Source organism: Kribbella sp. (genome assembly GCF_035655035.1).
Classification (GTDB): domain Bacteria; phylum Actinomycetota; class Actinomycetes; order Propionibacteriales; family Kribbellaceae; genus Kribbella.
In genome coordinates, this window is record NZ_DASRVN010000629.1 from 1 (window position 1) to 15,980 (window position 15,980).

The window sequence follows — 15,980 nt, forward strand, 5'->3', positions numbered from 1 at the left end:
GAGAGTTGGGGGCAGGACGCGTTGTACCAGCTGCAGTTCGAGTACGACGAGCTCGCGCGGCTGCTGCCCTGGCTGACGGATCGCGCCGGTCCGCTCGACCCACGACTCGGCCCGGACGACGCACTCGTCACGGCTCTGCGGGTGCTGGCCGAACGCGGTGAACTGACGCCGCGGCAGCCGATGAAGGTACGCGACCGCGTCGCCGGCTGGCTGACCGAGGCCGGGGTGGAGTTCCGCAGCTACGGGTCGGCGTGGCGCGAGACCCTGCTCCGCGTCCATCGGCCGAACGACTGCATCTTCACGCTCTCGCTGACACTCGACCCGGACGCGCGGGACAAGGGCATCACGTTCACCGAGTTCTACGACTACGGGCCGAGCGGTGACGATCCGGGCCGCGAGTACGGCTACAGCGTGCAGGCGCCGTACGCCGCCCTCGACGTACTCGCGGACACGTACGCCCCGGGTATGACCGGCACCGCGCGGGAACGGTTGATCGGCGCGTTCCGGGACCTGGTCGCGAAAGGTGTGCTCGGTGACGGCAAGGCGCTGCAGGCGAACCGCGACCTCGTACTGCGCGACTTCACCGCGGCCGGCGTCGAGGCGGTCGAGGACGTCTGGGTCTGGTTCAACTCGGAGTGAACGGCCCCGGCGACCGGCCGGTGATGCCATGATGACCGCATGGAGCTGAAGATGTCGGCGTCGTACGACGCCACCCCCGAGGAAGTGTTCGCGATCGTGACGGACACCGCCTTCCGCGAGCAGGCCTGCGAGCGGACCAAGGCCCTGTCGTACGACGTCAAGGTCAGCACGTCCGGCGGCGACACCGTGGTCCGGGTCAGCCGGAAGATGGAGGCCAAGGACATCCCGGACATGGCCCGCAAGTTCGTCGGCGAGACGCTGACCGTCGTACAGACCGAGACCTGGCACCCGGCCGCCGCGGACGGCTCGCGGACCGCGGACGTGTCCGGCGAGATCAGCAACACCCCGGTGACGCTGAAGGGCACGGCGCGGATCACGGCGAACGGCGCGCAGGCCGTCCAGGCGATCGACCTCGACATCAAGGTCGCCGTACCGCTGATCGGCAAGAAGATGGAGCCGTTCGTGGTGGACGCGATCCGCAACGGGCTGCAGAAGGAGCACGATCTCGGGCACGAGTGGAGCGGCAAGTAACCCGTGTCGTTGCGCTGACGGCGGCACCTCCGGTGGCAACCTGAGAAGAAGCGTTGCACCGGAGGTGACCTGTACCGATGCGAAGTTCCCTGCGCAAGAAGCGCGACCGAACCCCACCCGACGCCACCCAGTACTGCGCCTTCTGCGCCACCGTGATGCCGTTCGAACGCATCGAGCCGTCGGACTACCGCGTCGACGAGCCCGACGAGTGGATCTGCACCAAGTGCGGCTCCGCCCTCCTGGTCGACCCACCCACCCAGGAGCTCAACCACACCGCCTAGCGTCGGCGGCAGCGAGGCCGGTGCGCATCGCCTGGCGGGTTTCGTCCGGCCAGGCGCCGGTGTTCGTGAGCGGGAGTTCGGTCAGGTACCGGCGTTCGCTCTCGGGGATCCGGGCGGCCACGAGGTCGGGGTCGGCGAGCACGGTCGCGTAGAGGTTCGGCCCGTCCGCGCTGAACAGATCCGCCGCGACCAGCCGGCCGTCCGCGGTACGCATGATGTTGTCGGGGTTGTCGTCGAGCTTCGGGGCGAACCACGGGAGCTCGCGGAGCCCGCGCTCGTGGACCCGCCGTACGACGTCCGCCAGCTCCGCGACCACAGCCTCCCCGGCCGCGAGCGCGCGATGGAACTCCGCGGCCTCCTCCACCGCGACCGGTGACAGCCACTCGAGGATCTGTAGGTCGCCGCCGCCTGCCAACCGGCGGTGCTCGAACAGCCGCGGCACCTGTCCGGTGTGTGCGGCCTCGCGGTACAGCGCGGCCGTGTACGGGCCTGCCGGATCGAAGGGGCTCACCCGGGCGGCGGAACGACCGTCCGGTGCGCGGAAGGCGACCGCCCAGTCCCCCGCGCCGCAGGGCGTCCACCCGGCGGCGCGCAGTACCTTCTCCACCTCGCGATGATCCGCATGCTGCCCCGGCTCGAAGGTCACCCCAACGAGCCTAGGCAGCACCGCAAGTGGATATCAGCCCTGGTGGGGGTACCGGTAGTCGGTCGGTGGGGTGAAGGTCTCCTTCATCGAACGCGGGGAGGCCCAACGGATCAGGTTCCACATCGAGCCGGCCTTGTCGTTCGTACCGGACGCCCGCGCGCCGCCGAACGGCTGCTGGCCGACCACCGCGCCGGTCGGCTTGTCGTTGACGTAGAAGTTGCCGGCCGCGAACCGCAGGTACTCCGCGGCCTCCGCGATCGCGTGCCGGTCCTGCGCGATCACCGCACCGGTCAGCCCGTACGGCGCGGAGTGCTCCATCTCGCGCAGCACCGACGAGTAGTCCGCGTCGTCGTACACGTGCACGCCGAGGATCGGGCCGAAGTACTCCGTGGTGAAGATCTCGTCGGTCGGGTCGCCGGAGACCAGCAGCGTCGGGCGGACGAAGTACCCCTCGCTGTCGTCATAGGTGCCACCGGCAACAACATCGATCGCGTCCACCGCCGCGGCCCGGTCCAGCGCCGCCTTGTGCTTGGCGAACGCACGGTCGTCGATCACCGCACCGATGAAGTTCGACAGGTCGGTGACGTCGCCCATGGTCAGCGACTCGGTCTCGGCGACGATGTCGTCCTTGATCCGGTTCCACACCGAGCGCGGGACGTAGGAACGCGACGCCGCCGAGCACTTCTGCCCCTGGTACTCGAACGCGCCGCGCACCATCGCGGTCTTCAGCACCGCCGGGTCCGCCGACGGGTGCGCGAGGATGAAGTCCTTGCCGCCGGTCTCGCCGACCAGCCGCGGATAGGTCTTGTACGCCGAGATGTTCGTGCCGACCGTCCCCCACAGCGACTGGAACGTCTTGGTGGACCCGGTGAAATGGATCCCGGCCAGGTCCGGATGCGTGAGTGCGGCCTTGCTGACCTCGATGCCGTCGCCGGTGACCAGGTTGATCACGCCGGCCGGCAGGCCCGCGGCCTCGAACAGCCGCATCGTCCAGTGCGCCGCGAACTGCTGCGTCGGCGACGGCTTCCAGACCACGGTGTTGCCCATCAGCGCGGGCGCGGTCGGAAGGTTGCCGGCGATCGCGGTGAAGTTGAACGGGGTGATCGCGTACACGAAGCCCTCGAGCGGCCGGTAGTCCACCCGGTTCCAGACGCCCGGCGACGAGATCGGCTGGTCGCTGACGATCTGCCGCGCGAACGCCACGTTGAACCGGAGGAAGTCGATCAGCTCGCACGCGGCGTCGATCTCGGCCTGCTGGACGGTTTTGGACTGGCCGAGCATGGTGGCCGCGTTCAGCGTGTCGCGCCACGGGCCGGACAGCAGGTCGGCCGCCTTCAGGAAGATCGCCGCGCGGTCGTCGAACGACAGCGAGCGCCACGCCGGAGCGGCCGCCAGCGCCGCGTCCACGGCCGCCCGGCCGTCCGCCTCGGTGGCGTTGCCGAGGGTGCCGAGCACGGCAGCGTGCCGGTGCGGCTGCACGACCTCGATCGGCGCGCCGCCGCCGAGCTTCTGCTCGCCGCCGATCGTGCAGGTCAGGTCGATCGCCCCGGCCGCGGTGAAGTCCTTGAGCTTCGCCTCCAGGCTCGCTCGCTCGGCCGACCCGGGCGCGTAGCCCTTGACCGGCTCGTTGGCGGGCGTCGGTACGGCGGTCACGGCATCCATGCTGCGGCACTCCTCGATCAGGTGGTGGATCGTACTGGGCACGCCGGGTTCGGGTGGTCCGGCGTGACACCAGCATGGTGCCACGCCAGCACCGTCAACCACGAACGCGCCTGATGTGTCACTTCCGCCACGGCATGTGCTGGAGCGCCCAGGTGTTGCCGTCGGGGTCCGCGAACCAGGCGTAGAAGACCCCGCCCAGGTCCTGCGTCTCGCTGACCTCCACGCCGCGGCCGATCAGCTCCTGCCGGGCGGCCTCCAGGTCCTTCACGACCAGGTGCAGCCCGCGCTGCGAGCCGGGCTGCATCTCCAGCTGCGGCAGCCCGGTCGAGAGCGAGATCGAGCAGTACGAACCGGGCGGCGTGAGCTGCACGATCCGGACGCCGTCGGCCGGGGTGATGTCGACGTCGCAGACGAAACCGGCCTGGTCGGTGTAGAACGCCTTCGCCCGGTCGATGTCCGCGACCGGCATCGGGATCAGCTCGATCAGGTACGCCCCGGGCTGCACGACCGGGTGCGCCGGGTCGACCGGGATCTCGGAGATGTCGGTCGGGATGTCGGTGCGCTCGGCTCTGCCTTCTGGTCGCTCGCTTCGCTCGCTCATGCGGACTTCTTCTTCGCGGTCTTCTTCGCCGGCGCCTTCTTGGCAGCGGCCTTCTTCGCCGGGGCCTTCTTGGCCGCGGCGACCTTCTTGGCGGGCGCCTTCTTCGCCGGAGCCGCCTCCGAACCACCACCGGCCCGCCGGGCCTTGGCAGCCTCGACCGACGCCCGCAGCGCGGCGACCAGGTCGACCACCTCGGCGCCCTCGGTCTCCTCCTCCTCGGACTCCGGCAGCGGCACGCCCTCGGCCTTCGCCTCGACGACCTTCTCCAGCGCGACGCGGTACTCGTCGTGGTACTGGTCCGGGTCGAACTCGCCGCGCAGCGTGTCGATGTACGACGACGCCATCGCCTTCTCCTGGGACCGGATCTCCACGTCCTCGGGCGGCGCCGCGAACCCCTTGTCGCGGATCTCGTCCGGCCAGAGCATCACCTGCAGCACCAGAACGTCGTCGACGGTCCGGAGCAGGCCGAGACTCTCCCGGGACCGCAGCGCGACCTTGACCAGCGCGTACAGCTCGGAGCCCTCGAGCGCGTCCCGGAGCAGCACGTACGGCTTCGCGCCCGGACCGCCGTCGGCGGCCAGGTAGTACGACTTGCCGAGGTACAGCGGGTCGACCTGGTCGGCCGGCACGAACTCCAGCACGTCGATGACCTTCTTGCTGGACAGCGGCAGATCCGCGAAGTCGTCGGAGTCCAGCACGATCATCCGGCCGTCGGGCATCTCGTACCCTTTGCCGATGTCGGAGTACGGCACCTCCTCGCCGTCGATCGAGCAGATCCGCTTGTACTTGATCCGCCCCCCGTCGGCGATGTGCACCTGACGGAACGAGATGTCCTTCTCCTCGGTCGCGGAGAACACCTTGATCGGGATCGTCACCATCCCGAACGAGATGGCCCCCTTCCAGATCGCCTGCATCGCCATCAGCTCCCTATGTGCGCTGTCCGCCGCGCGGCCCCTCCGCCGCGAGCAGATCGGGGATCTCCTGTGTCGCGTACCACATCAGGTCTTCACCCTCGCACGAATCCAGGGCGAACACCGCGTCGTCGTCTCCTGCCTGCGCCGCGTCCCAGAGGTCCACGGCCTTCCCGATCACCGTGGTCGCCTGCGGCGCGTCCAGGTGCACGGACGCCACCGAGCGCCACGGGATCACCACGTGCAGCTCCAGCCGGGCGTCACCGAGCTCCACCGAACCGTCCGCCGGCGGTACGGCGCTGACCTCGGCCGAGATCACCACCCGCCTCCGGCTGGTACCCGGATCCGCCGCCAGCAGTCCGACCGAGGCACGGGCCGCCTGCGCCATCGCGGCGTACTCCAGCTCCTCGTCGTCGCCCTCGGCGTACCACTCCCGCAGCGCGGGCGTCACGGCGTACACGGTGAGCGGCGCCGGGCCGATCTCGCCGGCGTTGCACGCCGCGCTCAGCAGCCGCAGCGTTGACGGAACGTAGACCCTCATGAACCCGCCTTCTTGGACTGTGCGTTCTTCTGTGGGCTGCGAGGCTTCTTCCGGCCCCGGGGGGCCCGGTTCCGGCTGCCCCGCGTGGTGTCCAGCAACTCGTCCAGTGCGTCGGTCACACATTGGGCGAAAACGGCCAGGTCCGGCATGGCGGTGCGGTCCGCGTTCAGACCGTAGTACACCTGGCCGTCGTACGACGTGACGCCGACCGAGAGGCCCTGCCCGGGCATCAGCGGGACCACCGGGTACGACGCGAGCATCGGAGCACCCTGCGCGTACAGCGGGAACTGCGGGCCCGGCACGTTGGTGATCACCACGTCGTCGATCGGGCGGACCGTGGCGGTCGCGACCCGGGCGGCGAGCGCGTGCAGCGTGGTCGGCGCGAACCCGGCGATGCCGACCAGCGAGCGGGCACTGACCGCGCGGCCGGTGTCCTTGTGCACCTTGGTCTGGTACGAGATCTGGTGCAGCCGCATGACCGGCGAGTTCTCCCCGACCGGGAGGTTCACCGCGGAGGCGATCACCCGGGAGCCGAGCGAGGTCGGCTCCTCGTCCTCGTCGTCGCGGATGCTGACCGGAACCACCGCCCGGACGCTCCGGGTCGGCCCGACGCCTTCGCCGCGGGTCATCATCCAGGACCTGAACGCGCCCGCGACCACGGCCAGGACCACGTCGTTGACCGTGCCGCCGTGCGCCGCGCGGATGGTCCGGTAGTCCTCGAGGTCGGTCTGCACCGTGGTGAACCGGCGCTGGCCGGACGTCTTCACGTGCAGCGAGCTCTCCTGGGCGTGCCGCTGCGCGACCAGCGATCCGACGACGCCGCCGAGCACCTCGCGGACCGACGTGGCGCCGGTCAGGCCGGCGAGCTCGGCGCGGGCCAGCTCCAGCACGGCGGTCGGGGTCCGGGTGGCGTCGGCGAACACCCCGGCGAGCAGCTCCAGCGCGGACGGCGGGTGCTCCGGCTGCCAGGTGTCGGTGGGTGTCTCGTTCGGCTGGGCGGTGGCGTCCAGGACGACCTGGCCGATGTCGACCGTGCTGTTGCCGTCGACAAGCGCTTGATGGGACTTCGCGATGATCGCGAACCGGTCGCCCTGCAGGCCCTCGACCAGGTACATCTCCCACAGCGGCCGGGCCCGGTCCAGGCGCCGGGACATGATCCGGGCGACCAGCTCCAGCAGCTGCGCGTGCGTCCCCGGCCGGGGCAGCGCCGAGCGCCGGACGTGGAACGTGATGTCGAACTCCTCGTCGTCCACCCAGACCGGCCCGGCGAACCGCCCGGGGATCTGCTGGACGCGCTGCCGGTACCGCGGCACGTAGGCGATCCGGTCCCGGATCAGCGCCACCAGGCTCTCGTAGTCGAACCCCTCGTCGCCGTGCACGGGGGGCTCGAAGATGTCGACCGTCCCGACGTGCATCGGGGTGGCCGGTGACTCGGCCTTGAGAAAGGTGAGGTCGAGCGACGTCAGCCGGTCCGGCATCTCGGTCACCTTTCTGTCTGCCTGATTACTGTCTTGTCACCCTAGCGGCCGGTACGGACAGTGGGCTGCGACACTGGCCGTACGGGAACACTGAGCTATTCGTGTTCGTCAGGCAAGAGGGTGTGTCCCGCGCCCTGAGAACAACCTCGTGAAAGGCTCCTGGTCCGATGCGTTCGACGCTCACCCGCGGTGCTGCCACCGCGCTTCTGCCCACCCTCGGCATGCTGGTGCTGGCCGGCTGCGGCGGAGGTAACAGCACCAGCGGCGGCAACACCCCGTCGCCGAGCGCCTCCGGTACGCCGACCTCCAGCCTCCCGGCGAACACGCCGACCCCGGGCGCGCCGAACACCGGCTCCCCGTCCACTCAGCAGGCCGACGTAACGATCGACGTCACCGTTGCCAACGGCAAGGTGAACCCGTCCGGCGCGACCATCAACGTGAAGGCCGGCCAGACCGTCCTCGTCAGCGCGACCAGCGACGCCGCCGAGGAGCTGCACATCCACGGGTACGACAAGATGCTCGAGCTCACCCCGGGCAAGACCGCGTCGGTGAAGTTCACCGCGAACATGAAGGGCACCTTCGAGGTCGAGACCCACAAGAGCGGCAAACTGGTCGCCAAACTCGTCGTTTCGTGATGCTTCCGCTGCACGGGATCGGCGGGCGGCAGGATCTGCCGATCCCCTTCGGGATGGCGGTCGCCGGTGCGGCGGTCGCGGTCGCGGTGTCGTTCGTCGTCCTGGGCCTCGCCTGGCGGAGTCCGAAGTACCGCGGGAACGCGTCCGGGAAGCCGTTGCCCGCCGCAATCACCCGGACCGTCGACGCCGGCTGGTTCCGCTGGGTCGTGCGGCTGGTCGGGCTGGCGATCTTCCTGTACGCGATGGTGTCGCTGATCTTCGGCGTGGACCGGCTGACGAACCCGATCTTCGGCTTCATCTACATCCTGGTCTGGGTCGGGCTGGTCCCGATCTCGATCCTGCTCGGCCCGGTCTGGCGGACGCTGAACCCGCTGCGTACCGTCCACCTGCTGCTGTCCAAGCTGCTCCGCCAGCCGCCGTCGAAGGGGCTGCTGGAGCTGCCGCGCTGGGCGGGCCTGTGGCCGGCCGCGCTCGGCATCTTCGCGTTCACCTGGCTCGAGCTGGTCGCCCCGGACCGCGCCACGATCCCGGTGCTGCAGGCCTGGATCGCGCTGTACGTCGTGATCACGATGTTCGGGGCGATCCTGTTCGGCGACCGGTGGTTCGCGCAGGGCGACCCGTTCGAGGTGTACGCGTCGTTGATGGCGCGGCTGTCACCGTGGGGCCGCCGTACCGACGGTGCGCTCGTGGTCCGGCGCCCGCTGGAGAACCTCGACGGGCTGAAGCCGCAGCCCGGGCTGGTCGGGATGGTCGCCGCGCTGCTCGGCTCCACGGCGTACGACGGATTCTCGAACTCGTCCACCTGGATCGGCTGGGCGCAGAACCAGAACATCTCGATGACCTGGCTCGGCACCGGCGCGCTGATCATCTTCATCCTGGTCGTGCTGGCCACGTACTCCGGCGCGACGGTCCTCGCGGGCCGCCTCTCGGACAGCTCCCGTACGGCGCTACCGGGCCTGTTCGCGCACTCCGTCGTACCGATCGCCTTCGGGTACGTCGTGGCCCACTACCTGACGCTGTTCATCCTGGAGGGCCAGCGGACGCTGATCTACCTGAGCGACCCGCTGAGCAACGGGGCCAACATCTTCGGCACCGGCCTGCTCGCGGTGGACACCGGCATCACCAACCACAGCACGCTGATCGCCGTCATCCAGGTCGCCGCCGTCGTCTGCGGCCACCTGCTCGGCGTCGTCTCCGCCCACGACCGCGCGGTCGCGCTCTTCCCGCGCGCCAGGGCGCTCGCCGGCCAGCTCCCGCTGCTGGTCGTGATGGTGGGTTACACCTGCGCGGGCTTGCTGCTGCTCTTCTCCTCCTGAGGGAGCCCGCGGCTGGTGATCACCAGCAGGACGAAGGCGATCATGCCGACGATCAGGTGCGAGTTGCCGGGGATGGCCTGCCAGAAGGTCCAGCTCAGTTCGCGGTCGTCGCGGTACGGGACCCACCAGATCGAGCGCAGCACGAACAGGCCGTAGAACAGCACGCCGGTGACCGCCGCCGGGTTCAGGCCCCAGACACGGTTCACGCCGCGGATCAGGCTGACGCCGAGCGGGATGATCCACACCCAGTGGTGGCTCCACGAGATCGGGGACGCGTACAGGACCGCGAGCGCCATCACCGAGATCGCGGTCACCCGCTCGTCCGCGAGCCAGTACTTCCGGGCCAGCCACAGCACCACCAGCCCGAACACGGCCGACAGCACGAACCAGGTCGGCTGCACCCAGCTCGCCTGGTTGCCGATCCGGTGCAGGAAGCCGTTGAACGACTGGTTGCCGGTGTACGCGATCCCGCCGACCCGGTTCGCGTCCAGGATCACCTTGGTCCAGTAGTGCCAGGACTGGTGGGGCACGATCGCGAACCCGACCGCCATCGTCGCCAGCAGCCCGAACACCGCGTTCCGCAGCGCCCGCCACTGCTTCGTCACCACGAGCAGCGCCAGGAACGGCAGCGGGGTGAGCTTGACGCCGATCGTCACCCCGACCCAGAACCCACGCAGCCGGGCGTCCTTCGGGCGCACCAGGTCCAGCAGGATCATTGCGGTCAGCAACAGGTTGATCTGGCCGAACTGGATCGTCTGCCAGACCGGCTCGAGCAGCAGCGACAGGGCCGTCAGCGCGACCAGTACCGCGGTCCGCTTCCGCTGCGTCACGAACGACCAGAACGTCTTGGTCAGGCTGATCCGCCACAGCGCGGTGATGCACAGCACCGAGAGCGTCGTCCAGGCGACCAGCGCGACGCCCCACGGTACGGCGGCCAGCGGGACCATCACGATCGCCGAGAACGGCGGGTACGTGAACGGGAGGTTCGACCCGCCGGGCAGTTTCGCGTCGTACAGCGAGCCGCCGTGCAGCAGCACCGAGCCGCCCATCCGGTAGACGCGCAGGTCGATCATCCCGCCGTACAGGTGCATGATCCAGGCGCCGAGCGCGACGAGCGCGGCGCAGGCGGCGACCGCGACGACGATGCCGCGGCGGCCGGCGGGGCGGGTCGGGGAGGAGGCAGGGGTGGTCACGGTCACGTCAGGTCGGCTCCGAACAGGTCTTCCAGCGCTCGCCGGGTCTCGTCGTACTCGGTGTGAAGAATCGCGGTCATCCCGACCGCCCGGGCGCCGTCGACGTTCAGCTGCAGGTCGTCGACGAACACACACTCGGAAGGCTCCAGGTCCAGCCGGCCAGCGGCCAGCCGGAAGATCTCCGGTTCGGGCTTGCGCAGCCCGACCTCGCCGGAGATCACGATGTCGTCGAACATCCCGTCCCAGGTGTCGCGCGGGTAGGTGTTGCCCCAGGAGTTCGACAGCAGCGCGGTCCGGATCCCGCGCTGGTGCACCCGGCGGACCAGCGCGGCCATCGCGGGCTGGTGCTCGAAGTGCGCGAACATCCGCTCGATCAGCCCCTCGGAGGGCACCGGCGTACCGTCGCGGCGGACCAGCAGCGAGGCGAGCTTGCGCTCGAAGTCGGGAACCGCGATCTGGCCGCGCTCCAGCGCGTGCACCGGGTTCAGCTCGGCGGTCACGTTCTCGGACGGCAGCCATTTCATGACCGCCTCGAGGTACGAGTCGAAGTCGAAGTCGTCCAGCTCCGCCCAGCGGCGCAGCGCCGGCTCGAGCCCGGAGGTGAGGACGCCGCCCCAGTCCACCAGCAGACCACGCACCTCGACCATGGCGGCCAGCCTACTCAGGCCGTCGGCTCGCTCACCCTCCCGACCCTCGATCTCACGCGGTGTGGTCAGTGGGTGTATTCGATGCTGACATCGCCCGAGGAGGTCCGCGCGGTGATCGTCCGGGTGGCACCCGGGTCGCTCTTCACGTTCGCCGACCGGTCGCCGGAGGACGTGTCGGTCTCGAGCTTGTACGCCGTGTCGCCGGGCGGCAGCTCGATCGACACGTCGCCCGAACTCGCCTTCGCGTCGATCGACTGCGGCACCGCGGCGAACCCGAGCGTCATGCTGCCCGAACTGCTGTGCGCCGACACCGCCGTCGAGGCCAGCCCGTCCGCGTCCAGGCTGCCGGAGCTCGAACGCAGGTCGAGCGGACCGGTGACGTCGTGCACCTCGATACCGCCCGAGCTGGTCTTGAGGTCCGCGCCGGCCTCGAGCCCGGACACCGTGACGTGGCCGCTGCTGCCGTCCAGGTTCAGCTTCACGTTCCGCGGGACGGTCAGCACGTAGCTCGTCTTGCAGCCGAACGAGAGGAACCCGCAGCCGCCGCTGTCCAGCTCGAGCCGGCCCGCGTTCGCGTCGTAGCTGTCCTTCGGGTCCGAGCCGAACACGTTCCGCTCGAACTGCCGCTCGACCTTGACCTCGGTGCCGTCGCCGGGCCGGACCTCGACGTTCGCGGACGCGCTCTTCACGGTCAGCTCGGTGCCCTGCACTGGGTAGCTGCTCTGACCGGTCTTCGTGCCGTCGGTCAGGCCGGTGAGTGCCCAGTACGTGCCGCCGAGGATCAGGGCGACCGAGATCGCGATCCCGTACCGCCGCTCGGTACTCATCGTGCCCCGTGGACGGCTCTGGACGTCAGACATACCTCAACCCTGTCAGGTCGCGGCCCTGCTGTGGGTCGGGATCTCCCCCGGATCGACCCTGAGCTTCAGGCCGGCACTGTGTGGAACGCCTCCGCGACCTCGGCGGCCAGTTGCTGGAACGCCTTGCGGAGCTTGCTCGAATTCGCCGCCTCGGCCAGGCTGCGCCCGTGCACGATCGCGGCGTCCGTCGCGTTCAGGTCGTACGGCAGGAGGACCGCGCGATCGATCCCGGCGTACTGCCGCAGGGCGTCCATCGCGGCGTCGCCCGGTGAGCCGCCGAGCGCGCCGGAGCGGAGCCGGTTGACCACCACGCGGACGCCGACCGACGGTACGACGGCGCGCACCTCGTGGACGGCCCGGATCAGCCGGGTCAGGCCGACCGGGTCCGCCGTACCGACGACGATCACCTCGTCGGCCTCCTCGAGCGTCGACACGGTCGCGCCGTTGCGGCGCGGGGCCAGCGAGTCGAACGAGATCTCCTCGTCGGTCTCGATACAGAAGCCGGCGTCGACCACGGTCAGCGGCGCCAGGGTCCGCGCCGTCGCCCAGATCGACTCGACCGCCGCGGGCCGCAGCTCGGTCCAGCGGTCGGCGCGGCTGAGGCCGGACAGCACCAGGAGGTGCGGATTCAGCTCGCGGGTGTGCCGGGCCAGCATCACCGTGTCGAGCGAGCCGTTCGACGCCGAGCGGGCGGCGGCGGCCAGGCCGGAGGTCTCGTCGAGCATGCCGAGCATCTGCGCCACGGTCCCGCCGTACACATCCGCGTCCGCAAGCAGCGTCGGCACGCCACGCAGCGACAGCTCGGTGGCCAGGTTGACGGCGACCGTCGTACGGCCGGGAGCGCCGGTCGGGCCCCACACCGCGATCACCCGGCCGGTGCCCTGCGGGAACGCCGGGGGCCGGGGATTCGCCGCGTCCTCCGGGGTGAGCGGCACGAACCCGCCCGCGAAGTGCGAACGGGCGACCGGCGGGCCGGACTCCACCGCGTCCGCCACCGCGCGACCGAGGTCCGCCGGGCTGACGTCGGCAGGCAGGATCCGCTCGATCCCCATCCGGGCCAGCCGGTCCTCGGCACCGAACGGCGCACCGGTTTCCAGCGGATCGACCAGGGCCAGCACGACGATGCCCCGCGAGTGCAGCGCCGCGACCGCGTCCGACGACAGCCGGGCCATCGCGTCCGCGACCAGCACCGCACGCGCCTGCCCGCTGGCGGCCGCGGCCATCACGTCGGCGATGTCCACACAGCGCCGGACGACCCGGATCCCCGGCGCGTGCTCGGTCCGCCGTACGACATCGGCCTCCCACGCGGCACCCGTGACGGCCAGCAGCACCGGTATCGACATCAGCCGGCCTTCCGGACCAGGGTCGGCTCACCGGCGCCGATCGCGGCCAGCGACGACCCCATCCGGCTCAGGTCGGCCGACGCCAGGTCGATCGTCACCTGCCGTCGCGCCGAACCGCCGGCCACCCCCTTCACCGAGTCGACCTGCAGCACCCGGACCCCGGTCCACAGCTGGGACGCCGGGCGGCCTTCCTCCTTGGGCACCACCCAGACGTCGACGACGTCACCGACCGCGAGGTCCGGCGGCAGGTGGCCGGTCGCGACCGACAGCGGCAGCTCGGTACGGTCCCGGTCGGACTTCGGCACCGCGGCGTCCTTCGGGACGAACTCGCCCTGGCCGACCGCGCGGCCGACGACCAGGCCCTTCAGGTCCGCGTCGGCCGACAGGTACCGCCCCGAGTCGTTGCTGCTGGTAAAGCGCACCCGGACCGTGGTCAGGTCGTCGTCGGTCAGCGGGCTGCCCACGCGCAGCTCGTGCTTGGCCGCCCAGACCGTGGTCGTGTCGTCCGCCGACGACAGCAGCTTGGCACCGGCCAACGCGGTCACCGCGACGAGCAGGACGCCGAGCACCAGGCGGCCGTCCTTCCATCGCGCCTTGCGGTTGCGTTGCGCCGGAGCAGCCGGTGCCCCGAACCCGCTGCGCACCTGTGTGTCGACCACGTCGTCTCCCCAGTCCATGGATCGCCTGTCGGCGGACATTCTGCCTGGTCGCCGAGCCGGCCGTGAACGGTCATCCACAGGCTGTCATGGCCTGGGGACAAACTCGGCCATCCACTCGCCAACCGTGGCAAACTGAAGGAACCAGCCACTATGTGAAGGAGTACGACGATGCCGGGTCCCCGTTTCCTCCAGCTTGCCGACGTCGCCGAGGTCCTGAACATCTCCGCCAACCAGGTGTATGCGCTGGTCCGGCGCGGCGACATCCCCGCCGTGAAGATCGGCGGCCGCGGTCAGTGGCGGGTGGAGGCCGCGGAGCTGGAGAAGTACATCGAGCGCCTCTACACCGAGACCAAGCAGTTCATCGACACCCATCCCTTCGGCGAAGAAGCAGACGCCTCCGAAGACGCCCACCTGTAGCCCTCGCCTAAGACCCGGCGGGCTGGCGCCGGGTGCCTCGGAATGGGCGCACGTGTGCGGAGCGGCTCCCGCCTGCGCAGACCTTCTCCGGTCAGCGGCGGCGAAGGGCGCGGAGGGCGTGGGTGGGGACCAAACGCACGTTGTAGACCTCGGTACGGCGGCGTGGCGCGTCGAGCGGGTGCTCCGCGATCTCGAGGAAGTCGGCTCCGACCCGGTCGATCGTGCCGGTCACCGGACCGCCGCCTGAGCAGAACAGCGTGACCGGCGACCGATCACGGGCGATCCCCCGCAGCAGATGCGCCAGACCGAGCTTGCCCTCGACGGCACCGACGGCCGGCTCCGCCCACGGGCCCAGCCGGTGTACGGCGACCAGCGCCTCGACCGGGATCAACCACTCCTCGTAGCGCTCGGTCTCGATCAGCAGGCAGTCCTTCCCGACCCGGCTGAGCAGCCCGCGTACCGGATCCGCGTCGTTCACCTCCACGCGGACGACCGTGTCCACCGCGCCGCGCAGGCGATCCAGCACGGTGATCTTCCCGACCTCGGCCCGGATCCGGTCGGCCACTTCGCCGTACAGATCTCCCTCCTGGAGCGCCTCGAACTGCGACTCCAGGTCCGCGAACAACGCATCCCACCGCATGACCGTGAACCTACCGGTCCCGGGTGCCGCCGTTCACCCTGCGCAGCGGAAACCGACGCAGCGTACGTCAAGGACTTGCTAAGGCGTCCCATTACCGGTCTATAGTGGTCAAGCCAAAGCAAACTAAAGCAAACTCATAGGTCAGGGGCGAAGCGGGATGAACGCGATGATCCGGACGCTCAAAGGCACGCTCGCGCTGCTCGCACTGGCCGGGCTGGGCTTGCTGCTGCGCTGGATGACCGCCGGTTCGGTCAGCGGCCTGCGGACGTACGACCTGGACTCGCTGACCGTGCTCGCGGTCGGGACGATCGCCTGGATCGCGTACATCTGGCTCGCGCTGGCCGTCGTACTGACCGTCCTCGAGCAGGTCCCCGGCGTCGTCGGCGCACTCGCGGGCGCGGTCGCCGGCCGCATCACCACGAAAACCGCCCGAGCCCTCCTCCGCTCCGGCCTGGGCGTCGCCGCCGTCACGCCCCTCACCGTCGGCGTAGCCCACGCAGCCCCCACCGACTCGGCCCACGTCCGCCACGCAGCCCAGTCCGACCCGCACTTCACCACCCAACAAACCAACTACCGCACCACCGAGGCAGCCTCCACCCTCAACATCACCGGCACCGAACCCCAGCAACGCACCTACCGCACCACCGAGACCGCCTCCTCCCTCGACGTCGGCGCCACCACACCCCGCGAAGGCACCTACCGCGCCACCGAACAACGCTCGAACCTCGAGATCACCGCCACCCACCAGTCCGACTACCGAGCCACCGAAACCGCCTCCACCCTGGAAATCGGCGGCACCACACCCCAACACCCCACCCAGCCCTCAACCGAGCAAGCCTCAACCCTCGACGCCGGCGCCTCCCAACCCACCGACAACTACCGCACCACCGAACCTCCCTCGAACCTCCAAGTCGGCCCCACCACCCCAGGCCACCACACCCGCGCAGCCACGCCGACCACCCCCGGCAACCCCACAACCC

General features: G+C 70.1%; 19 protein-coding genes. 7 read left to right on the forward strand and 12 right to left on the reverse strand.

All coding sequences use genetic code 11. The features are described from left to right. The 3 genes from VFF46_RS32885 to VFF46_RS32895 form a co-directional block, all read left to right on the forward strand. Nucleotides 1–639, forward strand: a 639-nt coding sequence (locus VFF46_RS32885) for a hypothetical protein (protein ID WP_325041138.1), incomplete at its 5' end; no start/stop codon positions are given. Nucleotides 640–678: 39 nt separating this feature from the next. Then, complete coding sequence (locus VFF46_RS32890; RefSeq protein ID WP_325041139.1) at nucleotides 679–1,170, forward strand: DUF2505 domain-containing protein; 492 nt, start codon at nucleotides 679–681, stop codon at nucleotides 1,168–1,170. A gap of 77 nt (nucleotides 1,171–1,247) precedes the next feature. After that, nucleotides 1,248–1,451: a hypothetical protein gene (locus tag VFF46_RS32895; RefSeq protein WP_325041140.1), complete on the forward strand. Its 204-nt coding sequence runs from the start codon at nucleotides 1,248–1,250 to the stop codon at nucleotides 1,449–1,451. Here VFF46_RS32895 and VFF46_RS32900 read toward each other — a convergent pair. The 6 genes from VFF46_RS32900 to VFF46_RS32925 form a co-directional block, all read right to left on the reverse strand. After that, nucleotides 1,435–2,097 carry a hypothetical protein gene (locus VFF46_RS32900; protein WP_325041141.1) on the reverse strand — a complete coding sequence of 221 codons (663 nt, stop codon included), beginning with the start codon at nucleotides 2,095–2,097 and terminating at the stop codon, nucleotides 1,435–1,437. The two genes, VFF46_RS32895 and VFF46_RS32900, sit on opposite strands and share 17 nt — an antisense overlap. A 33-nt stretch (nucleotides 2,098–2,130) precedes the next feature. Next, nucleotides 2,131–3,759, reverse strand: a complete 1,629-nt coding sequence (pruA, locus tag VFF46_RS32905; RefSeq protein WP_325041142.1) for an L-glutamate gamma-semialdehyde dehydrogenase — start codon at nucleotides 3,757–3,759, stop codon at nucleotides 2,131–2,133. Between the two features lie 118 nt (nucleotides 3,760–3,877). Further along, entirely contained in the window at nucleotides 3,878–4,360 is a 483-nt protein-coding gene (locus tag VFF46_RS32910) for a VOC family protein (protein WP_325041143.1), read from the reverse strand. Beyond that, nucleotides 4,357–5,280: a Ku protein gene (locus tag VFF46_RS32915; protein WP_325041144.1), complete on the reverse strand. Its 924-nt coding sequence runs from the start codon at nucleotides 5,278–5,280 to the stop codon at nucleotides 4,357–4,359. The genes VFF46_RS32910 and VFF46_RS32915 overlap by 4 nt, the downstream gene beginning before the upstream one ends. 7 nt (nucleotides 5,281–5,287) lie before the next feature. Beyond that, a complete protein-coding gene (locus VFF46_RS32920; protein ID WP_325041145.1) occupies nucleotides 5,288–5,812 on the reverse strand; it encodes a DUF6912 family protein in 525 nt (174 codons plus the stop codon). Then, nucleotides 5,809–7,290, reverse strand: a complete 1,482-nt coding sequence (locus VFF46_RS32925) for a wax ester/triacylglycerol synthase family O-acyltransferase (protein ID WP_325041146.1) — start codon at nucleotides 7,288–7,290, stop codon at nucleotides 5,809–5,811. Before VFF46_RS32925 ends, VFF46_RS32920 begins: the two co-directional genes overlap by 4 nt. A 167-nt stretch (nucleotides 7,291–7,457) precedes the next feature. On the opposite strand from VFF46_RS32925, the gene VFF46_RS32930 reads away from it, so the two are divergent. Together VFF46_RS32930 and VFF46_RS32935 are read left to right on the forward strand one after the other, a co-directional pair. Next, the gene (locus tag VFF46_RS32930; protein ID WP_325041147.1) at nucleotides 7,458–7,925 is read left to right on the forward strand and encodes a cupredoxin domain-containing protein; all 468 of its coding nucleotides are present in this window, start codon (nucleotides 7,458–7,460) and stop codon (nucleotides 7,923–7,925) included. Next, entirely contained in the window at nucleotides 7,925–9,241 is a 1,317-nt protein-coding gene (locus VFF46_RS32935) for a hypothetical protein (RefSeq protein ID WP_325041156.1), read from the forward strand. The genes VFF46_RS32930 and VFF46_RS32935 overlap by 1 nt, the downstream gene beginning before the upstream one ends. Here VFF46_RS32935 and VFF46_RS32940 read toward each other — a convergent pair. From VFF46_RS32940 to VFF46_RS32960, 5 genes are all read right to left on the reverse strand, one after another. Further along, nucleotides 9,202–10,434 carry a glycosyltransferase 87 family protein gene (locus VFF46_RS32940; RefSeq protein WP_325041148.1) on the reverse strand — a complete coding sequence of 411 codons (1,233 nt, stop codon included), beginning with the start codon at nucleotides 10,432–10,434 and terminating at the stop codon, nucleotides 9,202–9,204. The genes VFF46_RS32935 and VFF46_RS32940 overlap by 40 nt on opposite strands. A gap of 2 nt (nucleotides 10,435–10,436) precedes the next feature. After that, nucleotides 10,437–11,081: an HAD family phosphatase gene (locus VFF46_RS32945; protein ID WP_325041149.1), complete on the reverse strand. Its 645-nt coding sequence runs from the start codon at nucleotides 11,079–11,081 to the stop codon at nucleotides 10,437–10,439. Between the two features lie 65 nt (nucleotides 11,082–11,146). Continuing rightward, nucleotides 11,147–11,941, reverse strand: coding sequence for a DUF4097 family beta strand repeat-containing protein (locus VFF46_RS32950; protein WP_325041150.1), 795 nt, complete (start codon nucleotides 11,939–11,941; stop codon nucleotides 11,147–11,149). Nucleotides 11,942–12,006: 65 nt separating this feature from the next. Then, nucleotides 12,007–13,284: an AAA family ATPase gene (locus VFF46_RS32955; protein ID WP_325041151.1), complete on the reverse strand. Its 1,278-nt coding sequence runs from the start codon at nucleotides 13,282–13,284 to the stop codon at nucleotides 12,007–12,009. Next, on the reverse strand, nucleotides 13,284–13,961 hold the full coding sequence (locus VFF46_RS32960; RefSeq protein WP_325041152.1) for an SAF domain-containing protein: 678 nt from the start codon (nucleotides 13,959–13,961) through the stop codon (nucleotides 13,284–13,286). The genes VFF46_RS32955 and VFF46_RS32960 overlap by 1 nt, the downstream gene beginning before the upstream one ends. A 150-nt stretch (nucleotides 13,962–14,111) precedes the next feature. On the opposite strand from VFF46_RS32960, the gene VFF46_RS32965 reads away from it, so the two are divergent. Continuing rightward, the gene (locus VFF46_RS32965; RefSeq protein ID WP_325041153.1) at nucleotides 14,112–14,360 is read left to right on the forward strand and encodes a helix-turn-helix domain-containing protein; all 249 of its coding nucleotides are present in this window, start codon (nucleotides 14,112–14,114) and stop codon (nucleotides 14,358–14,360) included. A 91-nt stretch (nucleotides 14,361–14,451) separates the two neighbouring features. On the opposite strand, the gene VFF46_RS32970 is transcribed toward VFF46_RS32965, so the two are convergent. Continuing rightward, complete coding sequence (locus VFF46_RS32970; RefSeq protein WP_325041154.1) at nucleotides 14,452–15,000, reverse strand: hypothetical protein; 549 nt, start codon at nucleotides 14,998–15,000, stop codon at nucleotides 14,452–14,454. 157 nt (nucleotides 15,001–15,157) lie between these two features. Between VFF46_RS32970 and VFF46_RS32975 the strand changes: the two genes are divergently transcribed. Further along, a partial coding sequence (locus VFF46_RS32975) for a hypothetical protein (protein ID WP_325041155.1) occupies nucleotides 15,158–15,980 on the forward strand: 823 nt, incomplete at its 3' end.

Excerpts from the sequence above, each read along its gene's own strand:
- VFF46_RS32890 (WP_325041139.1), top strand. The coding sequence starts at position 679 with ATGGAGCTGAAGATGTCGGCGTCGTACGACGCCACCCCCGAGGAAGTG.
- VFF46_RS32895 (WP_325041140.1), top strand. The coding sequence starts at position 1,248 with ATGCGAAGTTCCCTGCGCAAGAAGCGCGACCGAACCCCACCCGACGCC.
- pruA (WP_325041142.1), bottom strand. The coding sequence starts at position 3,759 with ATGGATGCCGTGACCGCCGTACCGACGCCCGCCAACGAGCCGGTCAAG.
- VFF46_RS32910 (WP_325041143.1), bottom strand. The coding sequence starts at position 4,360 with ATGAGCGAGCGAAGCGAGCGACCAGAAGGCAGAGCCGAGCGCACCGAC.
- VFF46_RS32915 (WP_325041144.1), bottom strand. The coding sequence starts at position 5,280 with ATGGCGATGCAGGCGATCTGGAAGGGGGCCATCTCGTTCGGGATGGTG.
- VFF46_RS32920 (WP_325041145.1), bottom strand. The coding sequence starts at position 5,812 with ATGAGGGTCTACGTTCCGTCAACGCTGCGGCTGCTGAGCGCGGCGTGC.
- VFF46_RS32925 (WP_325041146.1), bottom strand. The coding sequence starts at position 7,290 with ATGCCGGACCGGCTGACGTCGCTCGACCTCACCTTTCTCAAGGCCGAG.
- VFF46_RS32930 (WP_325041147.1), top strand. The coding sequence starts at position 7,458 with ATGCGTTCGACGCTCACCCGCGGTGCTGCCACCGCGCTTCTGCCCACC.
- VFF46_RS32935 (WP_325041156.1), top strand. The coding sequence starts at position 7,925 with ATGCTTCCGCTGCACGGGATCGGCGGGCGGCAGGATCTGCCGATCCCC.
- VFF46_RS32945 (WP_325041149.1), bottom strand. The coding sequence starts at position 11,081 with ATGGTCGAGGTGCGTGGTCTGCTGGTGGACTGGGGCGGCGTCCTCACC.
- VFF46_RS32950 (WP_325041150.1), bottom strand. The coding sequence starts at position 11,941 with ATGTCTGACGTCCAGAGCCGTCCACGGGGCACGATGAGTACCGAGCGG.
- VFF46_RS32955 (WP_325041151.1), bottom strand. The coding sequence starts at position 13,284 with ATGTCGATACCGGTGCTGCTGGCCGTCACGGGTGCCGCGTGGGAGGCC.
- VFF46_RS32960 (WP_325041152.1), bottom strand. The coding sequence starts at position 13,961 with ATGGACTGGGGAGACGACGTGGTCGACACACAGGTGCGCAGCGGGTTC.
- VFF46_RS32965 (WP_325041153.1), top strand. The coding sequence starts at position 14,112 with ATGCCGGGTCCCCGTTTCCTCCAGCTTGCCGACGTCGCCGAGGTCCTG.
- VFF46_RS32970 (WP_325041154.1), bottom strand. The coding sequence starts at position 15,000 with ATGCGGTGGGATGCGTTGTTCGCGGACCTGGAGTCGCAGTTCGAGGCG.